The following is a 19316-nucleotide window of genomic DNA, read 5'->3' as shown; positions in this document are numbered from 1 at the left end:
CTGCCATGCTCGCAGGGCTGTCGTCACGCGGTGCGCTCGACGGGGCGCAAGGTACCGGCGCCATTCATCGACCGGGGTCCGCGGCCCAGGGCCACGGTGCCCGACTGCGCCATCTCCTTGATGCCCAGCGGGGCGAGGACGGCGAGCAACGCCTGCAGCTTGTCCGGGGTGCCGGTCGCCTCGAGGGTGACCGTGTCGGTGTTGACGTCGATGACCCGGGCCCGGAAGAGCTCGGCGGTCTGCAGCACCTGCGAGCGGTCGGCCAGTGGTGCGCGCACCTTCACCAGCAGCAGCTCACGCTGGACGGCGGCGGTGTCCAGCTCGACGATCTTGATCACCTCGATGAGCTTGTTCAGCTGCTTGGTGATCTGCTCCAGCGGCTGGGACTCGGCGTCGGCCACGATCGTCATCCGGGACAGGTCCGGGTTCTCCGTCGGGCCGACCGCGAGGGACTCGATGTTGAAGCCGCGCCGGCTGAACAGTGCCGAGACGCGGGCCAGCACCCCGGACTTGTTCTCGACCAGGACCGAGAGCGTGTGTCGTGTCATCGTCAGACCTGTCCCTCGCCGAAGACCGGGCGCACGTCGCGCGCGGCCAGGATGTCGTCGTTACTGGCCCCGGCGGCGACCATCGGCCACACCTGGGCGTCGGAGCCGACGATGAAGTCGATGACCACCGGGGCGTCGGTGATCGCCATGGCCTTCTCGATCACCGCGTCGACGTCGTCCTTGCCCTCGCACCGCAGGCCGACGCAGCCCAGCGCCTCGGCCAGGGTGACGAAGTCGGGGATGCGAACCTGCTTGGCAGAGCCGTCGCCGGTGTGGGTGTTCAGCCGGGTGTTGGAGTAGCGGCCCTCGTAGAACAGGGTCTGCCACTGCCGGACCATGCCGAGGTTGCCGTTGTTGATGACGGCGACCTTGATGGGGATGCCCTCGATGGCGCAGGTGGCCAGCTCCTGGTTGGTCATCTGGAAGCAGCCGTCGCCGTCGATCGCCCACACGGTGGTGTCCGGGCAGCCGTACTTGGCACCCATCGCGGCCGGGACGGCGTAGCCCATGGTGCCCAGCCCGCCGCTGTTGAGCCAGGTGCCCGGCTTCTCGTAGGAGATGAACTGCGCGGCCCACATCTGGTGTTGGCCGACGCCGGAGGCGTAGATCGCGTCGGGGCCGGCGATCGCACCGAGCCGCTCGATCACGTACTGCGGCGACAGCGCACCGTCCCCGGGCCAGTCGTAGCCCAGCGGGTACTTCTGCCGCCACTGGTCCAGCTGCGCCCACCAGGCGGTCAACTGCGGCGTCCGGCCGGCCTCCTGCTCGGCGCGCACCGCGATCACCAGCTCGGCGATCGTGGCCTTGGCGTCACCCACGATCGGCACGTCGGCCCGCCGGTTCTTGCCGATCTCGGCCGGGTCGATATCGGCGTGCACGATGGCGGCATCCGGCGCGAAGCTCGACAGCTCGCCGGTGACCCGGTCGTCGAAGCGGGCGCCGAGGGCGACCAGCAGGTCGGCCTTCTGCAGCGCGGTCACCGCGGTGACGTTGCCGTGCATGCCGGGCATGCCGAGGTTCTGCGGGTGGCTGTCGGGGAAGGCGCCACGGGCCATCAGGGTGGTCACGACGGGAGCGCCGGTCAGCGCGGCGAGCTCGGCCAGCTCCTCGGTCGCGTGGGCCTTCAGCACCCCGCCACCGACATAGAGGACCGGCTGGCGGGCACCCGCGATGAGCGCGGCGGCCTCGCGGACCTGCTTGCCGTGCGGGCGGACGGTCGGCTTGTACCCGGGCAGGTCGATCCGCGGCGGCCAGCTGAAGTCGGTGTGCGCCTGCAGGACGTCCTTGGGGATGTCGACCAGCACCGGGCCGGGCCGGCCGGTGGAGGCGAGGTGGAAGGCCTCGGCGATGCGCTGCGGGATCTCGTCGGCGCTCGTGACGAGGAAGTTGTGCTTGGTGACCGGCATCGTGATGCCGCGGATGTCGGCCTCCTGGAACGCGTCGGTGCCGATGGCCGCCGAGGGCACCTGCCCGGTGATGGCCACCATCGGCACCGAGTCCATGTAGGCGTCGGCCAGCGGGGTGACCAGGTTCGTCGCGCCGGGGCCGGAGGTGGCCATGCAGACCCCGACCTTGCCGGTGGCCTGGGCGTACCCGGTGGCGGCGTGCCCCGCGCCCTGCTCGTGGCGGACCAGCACGTGCCGCAGCGCGGAGTCGAACAGCGGGTCGTAGGCCGGCAGGATCGCCCCGCCGGGGATGCCGAAGATGACCTCGACACCGACGGCTTCCAGCGACCGGACCAGGCTCTGCGCGCCGGTGATGCCGGAGACGGGCTCGGCGGCGGCCTCGGCCATCGACCGGGCGGTGGTCTCCACTCCGAGGGTCGCCCGCGCGGCGGACTCGGTGGGTGCGGTGAGGACGGCCTGGTCGGGGCCGGCGCCCGGCGCGAACGCCGCGGGCGCGGAGCCGGCCGGGGTGGAGCGGCCGGCGCTGCTGGTGGTAGTGCTCATGGTCGACGATCTCCCTGGACGGGGTGGGTGCGGCGGCGGGCGCAGTCGCTGGCCGGGCACGCCCGGCCAACAAAAAACCCCTCGTGCCGGAGGCACTGAGGGGCGGCGCGTCGGTCGGGAGGACCGGCGCGCTAGCGGATCGCTACGAGCAGGCGAGTGCTGGGCACCTCGACACTGTGCGCCCGCGACGGTCTCCACGTCAACCGAGCTGTCCCACCAGGTGGACCGCGCTGACGGCATTCGTGGGACGACGGGTCAGTTCAGCGCGAGCGGGCCGTCCAGCAGCGCGGCGTCGAAGCCGTCGATGAGGGCGGGCAACTCGGCGGCGGCGGTCGGCCGGCCCAGCAGGAAGCCCTGCAGGTACCGGCAGCCCAGCCCGCTCAGCGCGGCCAGCTGTCCGCGCGTCTCCACGCCCTCGGCCACCACGTCGATGTCCAGTCGGCGGCCCAGGTCGATGACGCTGCCCACCAGAGCAGCGCTGCGCTCGTCGTCCTCGATGCCGGCCAGGAACTCCCGGTCCATCTTCAGCACGTCGACCGGCAGGCGGGCGAGGTAGGCGAACGTCGAGTACCCACGCCCGAAGTCGTCCAGGGAGATGACGCAGCCCATGTCGTGCAGGGTCGACAGGTCGCCCTCGGCGCGGTCTCGCTCGCCGATGAACACCGACTCGGTGACCTCCAGCATCAGCCTGCGGGGCGGCAGCCCCGCAGGGCCCAGCGCCGCGGCGACATCGGGCACCAGGCAGCCGGCCTGCAGGTGCCGGACGCTGATGTTCACGCCCAGCTGCAGGTCCCGGCCCTGGCGCAGCAGCCCGGCCAGCTCGGCGGTGGCCTGGTCGAGGACCCACCGCTGCATCGGCACGATCAGGCCGTCGTCCTCAGCCAGCGGGATGAACTCCTCCGGCGGCACCTCACCCAGCAGCGGGTGGTCCCACCGCAGCAGCGCCTCCAGTCCCAGCACCCGGCGCTCGGCCAGGCCGACCACCGGCTGGTAGACCAGCCGCAGCTGCCCGCGGTCCAGCGCGTCGGGCAGGTCGCGGGCCAGCCGGGTGCGCCGGCCGGTGGCGCTGTCGGCGGCCTCGCCGTGCCGGCGCACGCAGTCCTTGCCGGCGGCCTTGGCCGCCCGCAGCGCGAGGTCGGCCTGCCGGAAGGCGACCGGCACGTCCTCGGCCGGGTCCAGGGCGGTGACCCCGATGCTGGCCGAGACGTCGAAGACCAGGTCGGGGTCGGCGCCGGGCGTGGGCACCGAGCGGTGCACCCCGTGCAGTTCGACCACGATGCGCTCGGCGAGAGCGCTGGCCTCCTCGAGGTCGGCCGACACCAGGACGGCGAACTCGTCGCCGCCCAGCCGGCCCACGAGGTCCCGGTCCCGCACCGTGGTGCGCAGCCGCGCGGCGACCTCGACCAGCAGCAGATCCCCCGCCTCGTGCCCGGCGATGTCGTTGACGGCCTTGAAGCCGTCCAGGTCCAGCAGCAGCAGGCAGGCCGCGTCGCCCTCAGCCGCCCGGCTGCGGGCGGCCGCCGCGGCGGCCATCAGCCGAGCGCGATTGGGCAGCCCGGTCAGGTAGTCGGTGTAGGCCAGGCGCTCGAGCTCCCGCTCGTCCACGCGCCGGCCGTCGAGCTCCCGCAGGTGCAGGATCAGACCGTCGGCGTCCCGTCCGGACGGACCGGCCTGCAACGCCGCGGAGGAGACCACCCGGACGGTCTCGTAGGCGCGCCAGCCGCCGTCGCGGGTGCGGAGCCGGAACACCCGGCCGGGACCGTCGTGCACGCCGGTGGCGGCCAGCGCGCGCTCGAGCTCGGCGCGGTCGTCGGCGTGCACGAACTCCTGCAGGCGGTGGCCTTCCAGGTCCCGCGCCGCCCATGCGGTGGGGCCGTGTTCGGCACCGGAGGACCAGGTGATCTGGCCGTGGTGGTCCAGCACGATGGTGATGTCGGCCGAGCTGTTGACCAGGGTGCGGAAGTAGGCCTCCGTACGCAGGACGTGCCGGGTCAGGCGGGCACTGTCGCCGGCCCACACCAGGGTCCGCACGAAGGTGAGCAGGAGCAGCACGGTGAGCACCGCCGCCTCTCCGCTCGTCACCGACCGGACGGTCGCCCAGCCGCCGAGCAGCAGCAGCACCACGCCGAAGGCCAGGCAGTAGCTGACGACGATGCCGGCCAGCGGCACCGCGGCCGCCGGGGCGCCGCCGGCCCGCGGGCCGGGGTCGGCGGCGAGTGCCAGTGTCGCGGCGACGAGCATCGCCAGGTAGGCGGTGCTGCTGACCACGTCCAGGGCGGGCGAGGGCGACGCGACCGCCAGTGCCCCGCTGAGCATCGCCACGGCGAGCGAGCCGAAGGCCAGCAGCAGCCAGCCGGCGGCGGCGCGGCGCGCGGCGCGGACCCCGGCCAGGGTCACCAGGCCGGCTGCGCACAGCACCGCGCTGACCGCCGGGTAGCCCACGGTCAGCAACGGGTCGGCCGCGGCGTCGGAGATGCCGACGGCAGCCGGCACGACCACCTCCATCAGCACGCCGATCGCGACGAGCGCGACCGTGGCGTCCAGGACCACCCGGGCCCGGACGCGCCCGCCGGTGGCCCGGACCAGCCGCGCGCACAACAGCACGGTGACCAGGCCGGCGGCCGCCAGCGGCAGGTCCGACAGCCCCGACACGTCGGGGTTGACCCCGACGCCGACGAGCCCGCGGCCGGCCTGGCCGAGGCCGAGCAGCCCGGCGATGACCGCGAGGGCCCGCCAGGCCTGGGCGGCGACCGGGTCGATCCAGCGGCAGTGGTCCACAACCAGCGCGCCGACCACCCAGGTCGCGGCGGCCAGGACGAGCGGGCCGCCGTGGCCGGTCCACGCGGGAGCGAGGAGCTCCATCAGCCCCAGGACGACGGCCAGTCCGGCGAGCGCGCCGACGACGGCGGTCCGCGGCCAGCCGCCCGGCCCCCGCAGAGCGGACGCCGGGTCGGCGCGGGGGCCGGGCAGCGCGGTGTCCGGAGGTGCTGTGCACCTGCGTGACCTCGCTAGCTCGGTCACGTTCTGCTCGGGACGCCCGGCCAGAGCTGGCCGGCTCCCTGGTCGAGGAGCTGCACGACACCGGGCAGGGCCACCGGCCGGGAGAGCAGGAAACCCTGGGCGAAGCCGCAGCCGATCGCCTCGAGGACGGCCAGCTGGCTGGTGGTCTCCACGCCCTCGGCCACGACGTCCACCCCGAGGGCGGCGCCGATCCCGACGACCGACTCGACCAGCGCCCGGGTGTAGGCGTCCCGGTCGATCCGGGCCAGGAAGCCGCGGTCGAGCTTGAGCACGTCGACGGGCAGCCGCGCCAGAGCCGGCAGGGTCGAGTGGCTGCTGCCGAAGCCGTCGAGCGCGACGTGCACGCCCATCAGCCGTAGCGCGGAGACGTCGGCGAGGTCGTGCTCACCGCCGGAGGCCACCGCCGATTCGGCGATCTCCACGATCAGCCGCTCCGGCGGCAAACCACTGGCCTGCAGGGCGGCCGAGACGTCGCCGACCAACGTGCCGGCGGCCAGGTGCCGGGCCGAGATGTCGACGCCCAGCTTGAGCTCCACGCCGTGGACGGGCAGGCCGACCGCGGCGAGGGTGGCCTCCCGCAGGACCCAGCGCTGCAGGTCCACGTCGAGACCGGCGCGCCCGGCGACGGGCAGGAACTCCTCCGGTGGCACGTCGCCGTACACCGGGTGCCGCCACCGCAGGGAGGCCTCCACACCGGTGACCCGGTGGTCGGCCAGGGCCACGATGGGCTGCCAGGCGAGGGTCAGCTCACCGCGCTCGCGGGCGCCGATCAGGTCACGTCGCAGCTGCTCGCGCCGGTCGCGGGCCGCGCCCAGACCGTCGTGGTAGCGGCGCACGCTGCCCGGGGCGACAGCCCGGGCGTCCCGGACGGCCAGCTCGGCGTGGTCCAGCGCCTCCCGCTCGGTCAGCCCGGCGACCAACGGCACCACGCCGACGGCGGCGGTCAGGTCGACCAGCCCGAAGTCGGTGACCAGCGGCTGTTCGATCACCGACAGGCAACGCGCGGCGACCTTGTCGGCGTCCGCGCGGGTGCCCACGGCCAGCACGCTGAAGGACTCGGCGCCCAGCCGGGCCACCTGGTCCTCGCTGCGCAGCGTGGCCCGCAGCCGGCGGGCTATCTCCTGCAGCGCCAGGTCCACGACGTCGCCGCCGACGTTCTCGCGGGACTCGAGCAGGCCCTGCACCTCGAAAACCAGCAGGGAGGCTGCGACGTCGTCCTCGTCGGTACCGTCCTCGCTGCCGTCCACGGACCGCCCGCCGGCCCCGTCGGCGAGCGCGCCCAGCCGGCGGCCCAGGACGGCCAGCTGGGCGGCCCGGTTGGGCAGTCCGGTGAGCGGGTCGGTGAAGGCGAGGGAGTGCAGCTCGTCCTCCCGGTCCAGCCGGGCGGTGATGTCGCGGCAGTGCAGCACCAGGGCGCGGACGTCGGCGTCGGCCCGCAGGTCGCTGACCCCGGCCTCCAGCACGCGCCAGCTGCCGTCGGCGGCGGGCAGCCGGAACGTGCGAAGTCCGGTGAGCCCGGCGGTGGTCGCCTCGGCGGCCAGCCAGGTGGTGACGGCGTCCGCGTCGGCCGGGTGCACCACGGTCGGCAGCGGGCGGCCCACCAGGCCGGAGCCGGCGGCGACCGCGGCCTGCTCCAGGACGGCGGCGGCCCAGGTGACCTGGAGCTCGCCGTCCAGGATGAGCACCGCGTCGCTGCTGGAACGGACCAGCGAACGGAAGTAGGCCTCGCTGTCCCGCAGCCGGGCGCCGACCCGGGACTCGTCGCGGGCGGTGACCGCACGGTGCACGGCGGTGAGCCCGAGGCCGGTCAGCAGGGCCAGCGCGGCGACCAGGGTCGGCTGGGTGCCCAGCGCCGCGGACCCGACGAAGAGCAGGGCCGCGGCGACCATGACCAGGTGCGGCAGCAGCTGGCCGGCCTGGCTGAGCCGGACGTCGCTGCGGGTGGGCGGGGCGTCGCAGTGCGAGCCAGGGTCCTGCAGCACGGCCAGGCAGATGAGCAGCAGGCTGGCGAGCTGGACGTCCGGCACGGCGGCCTCCAGCACGGCGAGCGAGCGGTCCGCGCCGACCACGGACAGGCCGTGGGCAGCCGCCTGGCTGCCGGCGGCCAGGAGCAGCAGGGCGCCGGGGACGCGGCGCGCCCCGGCGGAGACCAGCACCAGCACGCTGGACAGCAGCGCCGCGGTGGTCAGGCAGGACAGCTCGATGGCCAGGCGCGCACCGGCCGGGGCACCGGGCGGCCAGGCGGCCAGGACCGGGCCGACGACCAGCACCTGGCCGAGCACCAGGGCCGCACTGAAGAACAGGGCGGTCTCGGTGAGCAGTCGGGCGCCGCCGCGACGGAGCTCGCCGGAGCTGAGCAGGCTCAGCACGCCGCCGATGGCCAGCAGCAGAGAGGGCAGGGGCACGAGCACCGCGGCCGGGTCGAGCAGCTGCCGATGGGCGGCAGGGAGGAGCAGGTCGGCGGCGGCGGTGCTGGCCAGGCCGAGGCCGACCGCCACGGCCAGCAACGTCCAGCCGCGCAACCCGGCACCGGCCCGCCGGCCACCCCGCCACAGCAGGGCGGCGGTGGTCAGCGCGGCGACGAGGAGCAGCAGGTCGGCGGCCAGCGGGACGGCGCCTGCGGCTGCGCCGGCCAGCACCGGGGCGAGGAGCAGCCACCATCCGGGTGCGCGACGGCGCTCGTGGTCCACACCCTGGTTGTCGACCTGGCCGGGGGGATGCCCAAGCCCCGCTGCCCGGCCCTCACCCGAACGGGTCGGGCCGGACTCTCCCGGTCAGCCGCAGATCGCGCCCTGGGCCGCCGAGCCGACCAGCTTGGCGTACTTGCCGAGCACACCCCGGGTGTAGCGCGGGGCCGGCGGCATCCAGCCCTCGGCCCGCCGGGCCAGCTCGGCCTCGTCGACCAGCAGGTCGAGGGTCCGGCCGGTCAGGTCCAGCCGGATCGGGTCGCCGTCCCGCACGAAGGCGATCGGCCCGCCGTCCATGGCCTCGGGGGCGACGTGGCCGACGCACAGCCCCGTGGTGCCGCCGGAGAAGCGCCCGTCGGTCAGCAGCAGCACGTCCTTGCCGAGCCCTGCGCCCTTGATGGCACCGGTGACGGCAAGCATCTCCCGCATCCCCGGCCCGCCCCTCGGCCCCTCGTAGCGGATGACCACGACGTCGCCGGGGCTGAGCGTGCCCTCGGTGACGGCGTCCATCGCGCCCTGCTCGCCGTCGAAGACCCGCGCGGTGCCCTCGAAGACGTCGGCGTCGAAGCCGGCGGACTTCACCACGCCGCCCTCGGGCGCCAGCGAGCCGCGCAGGATGGTCAGCCCACCGGTCGTGTGGATCGGGGAGCTCATCGCGTGGATGATCGCGCCGTCGGGGTCCGGCGGGGACAGTTCGGCGAGGTTCTCGGCCATCGTCTTCCCGGTCACGGTGAGACAGTCGCCGTGCAGCAAACCGGCGTCCAGGAGCGCGCGGAGCACCACCGGCACGCCGCCGATCCGGTCGATGTCGCTCATCACGTACCGGCCGAAGGGCTTCACGTCGGCCAGGTGCGGGGTGCGGTCGCCGATCCGGTTGAAGTCGTCGAGGGTCAGCGGGACGTCGGCCTCGTGCGCGATGGCCAGCAGGTGCAGCACCGCGTTGGTGGAGCCGCCCAGCGCCATGACCAGGGTGATGGCGTTCTCGAACGCCTCCTTGGTCATGATCTGGCGGGCGGTGATCCCCTGGCGCAGCATGCCCACCACGGCCTCACCGGAGGCCACGGCGTAGCCGTCGCGGCGGCGGTCGGGCGCCGGCGGGGCCGCGCTGCCGGGCAGGCTCATGCCCAGCGCCTCGGCCGCGGCGGCCATCGTGTTGGCGGTGTACATGCCGGCGCAGGCACCCTCGCCGGGGCAGGTGGCCTTCTCGATCGCGGTGAGCTCGTCGCGGGTGATCTTGCCGGCGGCGCAGGCACCGACGCCCTCGAAGACGTCGATGATCGTCAGGTCCCGGTCACCGAGCCGGCCGGGCAGGGTGGCCCCGGCGTAGAGGAAGACGCTGGCCAGATCGAGCCGCGCGGCGGCCATCAGCATGCCGGGCAGCGACTTGTCGCAGCCGGCCAGCAGCACCGAGCCGTCGAGCCGCTCGGCGAAGACCACGGTCTCCACCGAGTCGGCGATGACCTCGCGGGACACCAGCGAGGCGCGCATGCCCTCGTGGCCCATCGAGATGCCGTCGGAAACCGAGATGGTGCCGAACTCCAGCGGGAAACCGCCGCCGGCGTGCACGCCCTCCTTGACCTTCTTGGCCAGCCGGTCGAGGGACAGGTTGCAGGGGGTGATCTCGTTCCAGGACGACGCCACCCCGATCTGCGGCTTCACCCAGTCGTCGTCGCCCATGCCGACCGCCCGCAGCATCGCGCGGGCGGGGGCCTTGGCGATCCCGTCGGTCACCTCGTGGCTGCGGGGCTTCAGGGTCGCGGGATCGCTGCCGGCGGGGCGCTCTTCGACGGTGGTCACGGTCCTGGATGCTAGGCCCGGGTCGGCGCGGCTACGTTCCCGGACCCCTGGAAGCATGTCCCGACGTGGCCGTCGCCCGGATGCGGATGAACCGCACCGCCCTGCTCCCCGTCGTCCTGCTGGCGCTGTGCGTGGTCCCGGCCGCGGCCGCCACCCCCTGGATGGCGCTGCTGCTCCTGCTGCCCGTGCTCGCGGCCGCCTGGGTGCTGCGGGTGGGCGCCGACGTCGGCGAGGACGGCGTGACCGTCCGCTCGCTGGTCGGCTCCCGGCACGTGCCGTGGGACCGGGTCGCCGGCCTCCGGGTGGGCGGCCGCGGTCGGCTGTGGCTGGTGACGACCGCGCACACCCAGGTGCGGCTGCCGGCGCTGCGGGCCCGCGACCTGCCCCGGCTGTCCACGGCGTCCGGCGGCCGCATCCCCGCCCCTTAGCGACCCCTGGAAGGACCCCGCTGCCCCCCACCGCTCGCGAGCTCGCGGCGGGACCCTGCGGCGGGGCCTCAGTAGTCGCCGACGACGTTGCGCAGCGGCTCCCCCGCCAGCACCCGGGTCAACTGGTCGGTGACCGCCGCGGTGGCCCGCGCGTTGGTGCCGGGGACGTCCCCGGCGACGTGCGGGGTGAGCAGCAGCCCCGGCGCCGACCACAGCGGGTGCCCGTCGGGCAAAGGTTCGGGATCGGTGACGTCCAGCGCGGCCCGCAGCCGGCCCGACTGCAGTTCGGCGAGCAGCGCGTCGGTATCCACGACCACCCCGCGGGCGGCGTTGACCAGCAGGGCGTCGTCGGCCATGGCGGCCAGGAAGCCGGCGTCGACCAGGCGGATGGTCTCCGGCGTCACCGGGACGATCACGATGACCACGTCGGCGTCGGGCAGCAGGGTGGCCAGCTCGTCGGTGCTGCGCACGCCGTCGCGCGCCGTCCGGGCCGCGTAGGTCAGCGCGACGTCGAAGCCGGCGAGCATTGCGCCGATGGTCCGGCCGATGTCCCCGGCGCCCACCATCAGCACGCGGGCGCCGACCATCGAGTGCTCGGTGCGCGGGGCCCAGCGGCCGGCGTCCTGCTGGCGGGTGAAGTGCGGGATGCCGCGCTGGGCGGCCAGCATCGCGGTCACCGCCCACTCGGCGGTCGAGGGCGTGTGCGCTCCCCGGGCGTTGCACAGCGCGACGCCCTCGGGCAGCCGCCCGGCGAACTTCTCCGCGCCGGCGCTCATCAGCTGGACCAGGCGCAGCCGCGGCAGCCCGGCGAGGAACTCGGCGGGGAGCTCGGCGCCGCCGCGGGGCACGAGCACCTGGGCTGAGGCGGCCTCGCCGGTCGGTGCACCGTCGGCCGGGTCGTAGCGGTGGGCGCGCACGCGGGGCGAGAGCGCCTCGACCGCGGCGGCCACCGCCCGGGAGGGGACGAGCACGTGCAGCGTCTCGTCGGGGGACAGGTCCAGGCGGGGTGCGGTGCTGGCATCGGGCACGGCTGCCGACCCTAGGCGCGGCCCCGCACGTACTGTGGCCGGGGTGGGACGGCGGAGGGCGGCACGCGGCACCGGGCTGGCGACGGCCCTGGTGGGGGTCCTGCTCACCGTGGCCTGCGGCAGTGGCTACTCCCCCTCCGGCCCCTTCCGTGAGCTGCCGCGGGGCGCGCCCCCCGAGGTCGCCCCGCCCACCGGTTCCGCCCCGGCTCCCGTGCCCGGCGACCCGTCCACCCCGGGCAGCAGCGACGAGCAGGCCGGCGACCCGAACGTCGTGGCCACCGAGCTGACCGTGCCGACCGGGCTGGTCGTGCTGCCCGACGGCACGGCGGTGGTCGGCGAACGCGACTCCGGCCGGCTGCTGCAGGTCTTCCCCGACCGCTCCCCCGCCCGCGAGCTGATGACGGTGCCGGGCATCGACACCGGCGGTGACGGCGGGCTGCTCGGCCTGGCGCTGTCGCCGACGTTCCCCGAGGACGGGCTGTACTACGCCTACCTCTCCACCGCGACCGACAACCGGGTGGTGCGCTTCCCGGTGGGCGGCACGCCCAACCCGGTGCTGACCGGCATCCCGCGCGGCGAGGTGCGCAACGGCGGCGGCCTGCTCTTCGGCTCCGACGGCACGCTGTACGTGGGCACCGGCGACACCGGCGACCCGGCGCTGGCCGCCGACCCGGCCTCGCTGGCCGGCAAGGTGCTGGCGGTGGACGTCTTCGGCCAGCCCGTCGGCGCCGATCCGGTCTTCAGCCGCGGCCACAGCGACGTCACCGCCCTGTGCTCCGGCGGCGACGAGCGCGTCTTCGCCACCGACAACCTGCCGACCGGGCCGGACGAGTTCGACGCGCTGGTCGCCGGCGGCGACCAGGGGCCGGACGGGACCGGGCCGGTGCTGACGGTGCCCGAGGACGAGGCGGGGCTGGCCGGCTGCGCGGTGTCCGGCCCCTACGTGTTCCTGGGTGCGCTGACCGGCCGCAAGGTCGTGACGGCCGAGCTGGACGGCACCGGCGCTCCGGTCGGCGACCCGGCGGACTTCCTGCCCGACCGGTACGGCCGGCTGCGCAGCGTGGCGCTCGACCCGACCGGCGCGCTGTGGATCACCACGTCGAACAAGGACGGCGCCGGCACCCCGGAGGCCGACGACGACCGGGTGCTGCGGGTCCTCCCGCCGTCGTCGGCCGCCGACTCGCCGCTGTAGCCGGGCGGCTCAGGAGCTGAGCACGCGCTCCTCGAGCATCCGCTTGACCGTTGCGGCGTCCGCGGTGCCCCGGGTGGTCTTCATGACCGCGCCGACGAGGGCGCCGAGGGCCTGCACCTTGCCGCTCTGCACCTTGGCCACGATGTCGGGGGCACCGGCGATGGCGGCCTCGACGGCGGCCACCAGCTCGTCGGACTCCCCCAGCACCGCCAGGCCCTGGGCTGCGACGACGTCGGCTGGTCCGCCACGGCCAGCCAGCACACTGTCGAGCACCTGCCGGGCGAGCTTGTCGTTGATCGTGCCGGCCTCCACCAGCCCGGCCAGCTCGGCGACCTGCGCCGGGGTGACGGCCAGTTCGGCGAGCTCGCTGCCGGCCTCGTTGGCCCGCCGCGCGAGGTCACCCAGCCACCACTTGCGGGCATCGCCCGGCGTGGCACCGGCGGCGACGGTCTGCTCGACCAGCCCGAGGGCGCCGGCGTTGGCCAGCCACTGCATCTCGGTGCCGGAGATCCCCCACTCCTGCTGCAGCCGCTCGCGGCGCGCCGCCGGCAGCTCGGGGAGCCCGGCCCGCAGCTCCTCGATCCAGGCCGCGTCGGCGGCGATCGGCACCAGGTCGGGCTCGGGGAAGTACCGGTAGTCGGTCGCCTCCTCCTTGGAGCGGCCCGAGGAGGTGGAGCCGGTGTCCTCGTGGAAGTGCCGCGTCTCCTGGACGATCCGGCCACCCTCGTCGAGCACGACGGCCTGGCGGCGCATCTCGTAGCGCACCGCCCGCTCGACCGACCGCAGCGAGTTCACGTTCTTGGTCTCGGTGCGGGTGCCCCACTCGGCGGCACGCACCGGGTTGAGGGAGATGTTCACGTCGCAGCGCAGGCTGCCCTGCTCCATCCGCACGTCGGAGACGCCGAGGGCCTGGACGATCTCGCGCAGCTCGGTCACGTAGGCGCGGGCCACCTCGGGGGCCTTGAGCCCGGCGCCGGGGACTGGCTTGGTGACGATCTCCACCAGCGGGATGCCGGCCCGGTTGTAGTCGACCAGCGAGTGGTCCGCCCCGTGGATGCGGCCCGTCGAGCCGCCCACGTGGAGATTCTTGCCGGTGTCCTCCTCCAGGTGCACCCGCTCGATCTCCACTCGGTGGGTCTCGCCGTCGACGACCACGTCCAGGTGCCCGCCGACGCACAGCGGCTCGTCGTACTGGCTGGTCTGGAAGCCCTTGGGGATGTCGGGGTAGAAGTAGTTCTTCCGCGCGAAGCGGCACCAGGAGGCGATCTCGGAGCCGAGCGCCAGGCCGATCTTGATCGTCGCGGCGACTGCAGCCTCATTGGCCACCGGCAGCGAGCCGGGCAGGCCCAGACAGACCGGGCAGGTCTGCGTGTTGGGCTCGGCGCCGAAGGTCGTCGAGCAGCCGCAGAACATCTTCGAGGCGGTGCCCAGCTCGACGTGGGTTTCCAGGCCGATCACCGGCTCGTAGCGCGTGGCGACCTCGTCGAAGTCGAGGAGGCGGTCGGTGCTCACGATTTCTGCTCCTTGCGGGTGGGTGCCGCCGGCAGGCTGCGGCCGGTCAGCCACGCGCCGATCCCGGTCAGCACGCCGAGCACGATGAAGACGGCGAAGACCGCCCGGCCGGTGGTCGCCCACAGCACCGCGCCGACCACGATGACGAAGACAACCAGCCCCCAGGCGGCCTTCAGTGCGCCGTTCATGCCGTCGTCCGGGCGGGGAGCTCGTCGAGCAGCCGGTGCCCGCGGGCGGCGTCCTGCGCGGCTTCCAGCGCGGCAGCGACCCGGTAGCAGCGGTCGTCGGCCAGGCCGGGGGCCATCACCTGCAGCCCCACCGGCAGCCCCTCGGACAGGCCACAGGGCACCGAGATCGCCGGCACGCCGGCCAGGCTGGCCGGCAGGGTGCACAGGTCCGCGGCGTACATGGCGATCGGGTCGTCGACCCGGGAGCCGATCGGGAACGCCACGGTCGGGGTGGTGGGGCTGACCAGGACATCGACCCCGGCGCCGTCCGTCCGGTCGAACGCAGCCGCGAACTCCCGGCTGATCAGCGTGCGGACCTTCTGCGCCTGGCCGTAGTAGGCCTCGTAGTAGCCGCTGGACAGCGCATAGGTGCCCAGGATGATCCGGCGCTTGACCTCCGGGCCGAAGCCCTGCTCCCGGGTCAGTGCCATGACCTCGTCGAGGTCGTGGCTGCCGTCGTCGCCGACGCGCAGGCCGAAGCGGACGCCGTCGAAGCGGGCCAGGTTGGACGAGGCCTCGCTGGGTGCGATCAGGTAATAGGCGGCCAGGGCCAGGTCGAAGGTGGGGCAGGAGACCGGCACGATCTCCGCGCCCAGGCCGGCCAGCACCTCGAGCGCCTCACCGAACCGGGCCAGGACGCCGGGCTCGTAACCGTCGGAGTGCCCCTCGCCGCCCAGCTCGGTGACCACGCCGATCCGCAGGCCGGCCAGGTCGCCGGTGGCGCCGGCCCGCGCCGCGTCGGCGAGCCGGGGCAGCGGGACGTCGATGCTGGTGGAGTCGCGCCGGTCGTACCCGCCGATCGCCTCGTGCAGGACGGCGGCGTCCAGCACGGTGCGGGCCATCGGGCCGGCCTGGTCAAGGCTGGAGGAGAAGGCGATCAGGCCGTAGCGGGACACCGAGCCGTACGTGGGCTTGTGCCCGACCAGCCCGGTGACTGCGGCGGGCTGGCGGATCGAGCCACCGGTGTCGGTGCCGATCGCCCAGGGCGCGAGGTGCCCGGCCACCGCGGCGCTGGACCCGCCGGAGGAGCCGCCCGGGATGCGGTCGGGATCCCAGGGGTTGCGGGTGACCCGGTAGGCCGAGTTCTCCGTGGACGAGCCCATGGCGAACTCGTCCATGTTCGTCTTGCCCAGCAGCACGGTGCCGGCGCTCTTCAGCCGCTCGGCCACCGTGGCGTCGTACGGCGGTCGCCAGCCCTCGAGGATCTTCGAGCCGCTGGTGGTGGGCACGCCCTCGGTTACCACGACGTCCTTGAGCGCGACCGGCACCCCGGCCAGCGGGCCGAGCGCGGCACCACCGGCACGGGCCTCGTCGACCGCCGCGGCGGCGGCGAGCGCCGCGTTCCCGTCGACGTGCAGATAGGCGCCCAGGGTCGCGTCGTCGGCCGCGATCCGGTCCAGGTGGGCCCGGGTGACCTCGACGGCGCTGACCTCGCCGGCGGACAGCAGGGCGGTCAGCGCGTTGACGTCCAGCGCCGTCAGATCGGGGCTGGTGCTCACGCTTCCTCCTGCAGGATGCGGGGCACGCGGAACCGGTCGTCCTCGGCCGCGGGCGCGCCGGCCAGGACCGCATCGCGCGGCAGGCTCGGGGTCACCTCGTCGGGCCGGAAGACGTTCGTCAGCGGGACGACGTGGGAGGTGGGCGGGACGTCGGCGACCGGCGCCTCACCGACCCGGGCGACGGCAGTGAGGACGACGTCCAGCTGGCCGGCGAAGAGGTCCAGCTCCTCGTCGGTCACCGCGAGCCGGGCGAGGCGGGCCAGGTGCTCGACGTCCGTTCGGGACAGGCTGCTCATGCTGGGCTGGGACCCGGGGTGCGACGACCCCGCTCCGGCTGCCGGTCCGACCGGCCTCGACTGCGCTCCACGACCGGCCACTCTACGTGGGACACGGGCGAGGTCCGTGCGCCCCGGGTTGACCACCGGGCCCCTCCATGCGGGAAGCTGACACCGCTCTCGATCGACGGCGATCGGCCCGCACACCCGTGCATCCGGCGGGGCCCTGACGTGGACGGCACCGGAGGCACCCGTGTCCTACCTCTTGCGACTGGTGGTCCCCGACCGACCCGGCATCCTCGGGGCGGTCGCCACGGCGCTCGGCACCGCCGGGATCGACATCGTCTCCGTCGACGTGCTCGAACGCGGAGGCGGGACGGCCGTCGACGACGTGGTGGTGGAGCTGCCACCGGACCGGGTCGCCGACAGCCTGATCACCGCGGTCACTGCCGTGCCCGGGGTACGGGTGGAGTCGCTGCGGCCCTTCGCCGGACCACTGGACACCCACCGCGAGCTGCTGCTGCTGGAAGCGCTGGTCCGGGCCGGGTCGGGGACCCCGAAGCTGCTGGCCGCCGAGCTGCCGCGGGTCTTCCACAGCGGGTGGGCAGTGGTGCTGGCCGGCCCGCCGGCAACATCCACCGTGCTCGCGGCGTCGGAGGCGGCGCCGTCCTTCGATGGGGTGCCGCTGCCCTGGCTGCCGCTGAGCTCTCCCCTGCTGCTGCCCAGCGAGGGCGACTGGGTGCCCCCGCGCTGGCAGGAGCTGGCCGTGGAGATGATGGCCTCACCGCTGGACGACGCCGGCACCGCGGCACTGCTGGGCCGCTCCGGTGGGCCGGCCTTCCGGCGCTCGGAGCTGCTGCGGTTCGCCCACCTGACCGGGATCGCTGCCACCGTCTCCCGGCTACCCCCCGCCTGAGGAAGGACCCCTTTGCCCCCCAACCCTCGCTGACGCTCGGGCCGGGACCCTGCAAAGGGGCCGATCAAGCACCGTCGCTGTCGGCGTTGCCCATCGTGGCGACTTCGCGGGCCGCATCGGGGCCCTGCTCGAGCAGCACTGCGAACCCGTCGTCGTCCAGGATCGGCACCTTGGCGGCGACCGCCTTGTCGTACTTGCTGCCGGGGTCGGCGCCGACCACGACGAAGCCGGTCTTCTTCGAGACCGAGCCGGTGACCTTGCCACCGCGCTCCTGGATGGCGGCGATCGCCTGGTCGCGGCTGTGGTCGCGCAGCGACCCGGTGACAACGACGGTTACGCCGGTGAGCGGGCCGGGGCCGGTGTCGGACTCGGCGTCGGCCATCCGGACGCCGGCCTGCCGCCACTTCTCCACGACCCCGCAGTGCCAGTCGACGCCGAACCAGTCGCGCACCGCGGCGGCGATGGTCGGTCCGACGCCCTCGGCGGCGGCGAGCTCCTCCTCGCTCGCTTCCATCAGCCGGTCCAGCGAGCGGAACTCCCGGGCCAGCGCCTGGGCGGCGGTGGGGCCGACGTGCCGGATGGACAGCGCCACCAGCACCCGCCAGAGCGGAACGTCCTTGCGGGTCTGCAGGTTCGTCAGCAGCCGGCGGCCGTTGGCGGAGAGGGTGCCGTCCTTCTTGGTGAAGAAGTCGCTGCGGACGAGGCTGCCCTCGGTGAGGGAGAAGACGTCACCCTCGTCCTCGAGCAGGTGCGAGCCCAGCAGCGCGGTCGCCGCCTCATAGCCGAGCACCTCGATGTCGAAGGCCCCGCGGCCGGCCACGTGGAAGACGCGCTCCCGCAGCTGGGCGGGGCACGAGCGGGCATTCGGGCAGCGGATGTCGGCGTCGCCCTCCTTCTCCGGGCGCAGCTCCGTGCCGCACTCGGGACAGTGCGTGGGCATCACGAACTCCCGCTCGGAGCCGTCGCGGGCGGCGACCACCGGGCCGAGCACCTCGGGGATGACGTCGCCGGCCTTGCGGATGACGACGGTGTCGCCGATCAGCACGCCCTTGCGCCTGACCTCGCTGGCGTTGTGCAGGGTGGCCAGCGCGACGGTGGAGCCGGCGACCTTGACCGGCTCCATGAAGGCGAACGGGGTGACGCGGCCGGTCCGGCCGACGTTGACCCGGATGTCGTGCAGCTTGGTCGTCGCCTCCTCCGGGGGGTACTTGAAGGCGATCGCCCAGCGCGGCGCGCGGCTGGTCGAGCCCAGCCGACGCTGCAGCCCCACCTGGTCGATCTTCACCACGACGCCGTCGATCTCGTGCTCGACGGAGTGCCGCTGCTCGCGGTAGCGCTCGATGTAGGCCCACACGCCCTCGAGGTCGGCGACCACCTCGTAGCGACTGCTCACCGGCAGGCCCAGCGCGGCCAGTTGCTCGTAGGCCGCCGACTGGCGGTCGGCCTCGAAGCCCGTCCGCGCGCCCAGCCCGTGCACCACCAAACGGAGCGGTCGGGAGGCGGTGACCTTGGGGTCCTTCTGCCGCAGCGACCCGGCGGCGGCGTTGCGGGGATTGGCGAACGGGGCCCGGCCGGCCTCCACCAGCCCGGCGTTGACCTCGGCGAACGCGGCGACCGGGAAGTAGACCTCGCCGCGGACCTCGAGCAGCTCGGGCACAGCGCCGTCGTCCCCGGGGAACTGCTGGGGGACGTCGGCCATGGTGCGGACGTTGGCGGTGACGTCCTCCCCCGTCGTCCCGTCACCCCGGGTGGCCGCGCGCACCAGCCGGCCCCGCTCGTAGACCAGGTCGATGGCCAGCCCGTCGACCTTCAGCTCGCAGAGGTACCCGGCACCGGCAGCGCCGTCCCGGGCGGCCCGGGCGGCCCAGGCGGACAGCTCGTCGGAGCTGAAGGCGTTGTCCAGGCTCTGCATCCGCTCCAGGTGCGTGACCGGGGCGAAGGTGGCGCCGAAGCCACCGCTGACCTTCTGGCTCGGCGAGTCGGGGGTGACCAGTGCGGGATGCGCGGCTTCGATCGCCTTGAGCTCGCCCATCAGCTCGTCGTACTGGCCGTCGCTGACCAACGGCGCGTCCTGCACGTAGTAGGCGAACGCGTACCGGTCCAGCTCCTCGGCGAGGTCGCGGTGGCGGGTACGCGCGTCGTCGGGGACCTCGGTGAGGTCCTCCCGGTCGGTGGCGGCGCCGGTCTGTGGCTGGTCCAGCGAGGCGTCGGTGCTCACGGAGGGCACCGTAACCGGC

Annotated in this window: 14 protein-coding genes; 3 read left to right on the top strand and 11 right to left on the bottom strand. The window is 74.3% G+C overall.

Going from position 1 to position 19316, the window contains the following annotated elements; genetic code table 11:
- Positions 1-23: 23 nt before the first annotated feature.
- From ilvN to ilvD, 5 genes are all read right to left on the bottom strand, one after another.
- Positions 24-548 carry an acetolactate synthase small subunit gene (gene ilvN, locus BLW04_RS03825; protein WP_091537468.1) on the bottom strand — a complete coding sequence of 175 codons (525 nt, stop codon included), beginning with the start codon at positions 546-548 and terminating at the stop codon, positions 24-26.
- Between the two features lie 2 nt (positions 549-550).
- A complete protein-coding gene (locus tag BLW04_RS03820) occupies positions 551-2497 on the bottom strand; it encodes an acetolactate synthase large subunit (RefSeq protein ID WP_091537467.1) in 1947 nt (648 codons plus the stop codon).
- 255 nt (positions 2498-2752) lie between these two features.
- Positions 2753-5518: a putative bifunctional diguanylate cyclase/phosphodiesterase gene (locus BLW04_RS03815; protein WP_091537466.1), complete on the bottom strand. Its 2766-nt coding sequence runs from the start codon at positions 5516-5518 to the stop codon at positions 2753-2755.
- A complete protein-coding gene (locus tag BLW04_RS03810; RefSeq protein ID WP_091537465.1) occupies positions 5515-8208 on the bottom strand; it encodes a putative bifunctional diguanylate cyclase/phosphodiesterase in 2694 nt (897 codons plus the stop codon). Before BLW04_RS03810 ends, BLW04_RS03815 begins: the two co-directional genes overlap by 4 nt.
- Positions 8209-8292: 84 nt before the next feature.
- Positions 8293-10002, bottom strand: a complete 1710-nt coding sequence (gene ilvD, locus BLW04_RS03805) for a dihydroxy-acid dehydratase (RefSeq protein WP_254781021.1) — start codon at positions 10000-10002, stop codon at positions 8293-8295.
- A gap of 65 nt (positions 10003-10067) precedes the next feature.
- On the opposite strand from ilvD, the gene BLW04_RS03800 reads away from it, so the two are divergent.
- Entirely contained in the window at positions 10068-10430 is a 363-nt protein-coding gene (locus BLW04_RS03800; RefSeq protein WP_254781019.1) for a PH domain-containing protein, read from the top strand.
- 68 nt (positions 10431-10498) lie between these two features.
- Here BLW04_RS03800 and BLW04_RS03795 read toward each other — a convergent pair whose 3' ends face one another.
- Complete coding sequence (locus BLW04_RS03795; RefSeq protein WP_091537463.1) at positions 10499-11458, bottom strand: 2-hydroxyacid dehydrogenase; 960 nt, start codon at positions 11456-11458, stop codon at positions 10499-10501.
- 43 nt (positions 11459-11501) lie between these two features.
- Here BLW04_RS03795 and BLW04_RS03790 point away from each other — a divergent pair, with 43 nt between their 5' ends.
- Entirely contained in the window at positions 11502-12650 is a 1149-nt protein-coding gene (locus BLW04_RS03790; RefSeq protein ID WP_091537540.1) for a PQQ-dependent sugar dehydrogenase, read from the top strand.
- 9 nt (positions 12651-12659) lie between these two features.
- On the opposite strand, the gene gatB is transcribed toward BLW04_RS03790, so the two are convergent.
- Genes gatB through gatC form a run of 4 tightly spaced genes read right to left on the bottom strand, consistent with a single transcriptional unit; the run spans position 12660 to position 16184 of the window.
- Positions 12660-14165: an Asp-tRNA(Asn)/Glu-tRNA(Gln) amidotransferase subunit GatB gene (gene gatB, locus BLW04_RS03785; protein ID WP_371327767.1), complete on the bottom strand. Its 1506-nt coding sequence runs from the start codon at positions 14163-14165 to the stop codon at positions 12660-12662.
- Complete coding sequence (locus tag BLW04_RS03780) at positions 14159-14350, bottom strand: hypothetical protein (RefSeq protein WP_091537461.1); 192 nt, start codon at positions 14348-14350, stop codon at positions 14159-14161. Before BLW04_RS03780 ends, gatB begins: the two co-directional genes overlap by 7 nt.
- A complete protein-coding gene (gene gatA, locus BLW04_RS03775) occupies positions 14347-15870 on the bottom strand; it encodes an Asp-tRNA(Asn)/Glu-tRNA(Gln) amidotransferase subunit GatA (RefSeq protein ID WP_091537539.1) in 1524 nt (507 codons plus the stop codon). The genes BLW04_RS03780 and gatA overlap by 4 nt, the downstream gene beginning before the upstream one ends.
- A gap of 14 nt (positions 15871-15884) precedes the next feature.
- Positions 15885-16184 (bottom strand): Asp-tRNA(Asn)/Glu-tRNA(Gln) amidotransferase subunit GatC, encoded by a 300-nt coding sequence (gene gatC / locus BLW04_RS03770; protein ID WP_091537460.1) that lies wholly within the window; start codon positions 16182-16184, stop codon positions 15885-15887.
- A gap of 232 nt (positions 16185-16416) precedes the next feature.
- Here gatC and BLW04_RS03765 point away from each other — a divergent pair, with 232 nt between their 5' ends.
- Entirely contained in the window at positions 16417-17079 is a 663-nt protein-coding gene (locus tag BLW04_RS03765) for an ACT domain-containing protein (protein ID WP_091537459.1), read from the top strand.
- A 64-nt stretch (positions 17080-17143) separates the two neighbouring features.
- On the opposite strand, the gene ligA is transcribed toward BLW04_RS03765, so the two are convergent.
- Positions 17144-19297: an NAD-dependent DNA ligase LigA gene (gene ligA / locus BLW04_RS03760; protein ID WP_091537538.1), complete on the bottom strand. Its 2154-nt coding sequence runs from the start codon at positions 19295-19297 to the stop codon at positions 17144-17146.
- Between the last annotated feature and the right edge of the window lie 19 nt (positions 19298-19316).

The sequence above is a fragment of the Modestobacter sp. DSM 44400 genome, from assembly GCF_900107175.1.
Lineage (GTDB): Bacteria > Actinomycetota > Actinomycetes > Mycobacteriales > Geodermatophilaceae > Modestobacter.
Note: the sequence above shows the minus strand (reverse complement) of the source record. Positions and strands in the feature narration are given on the sequence as shown.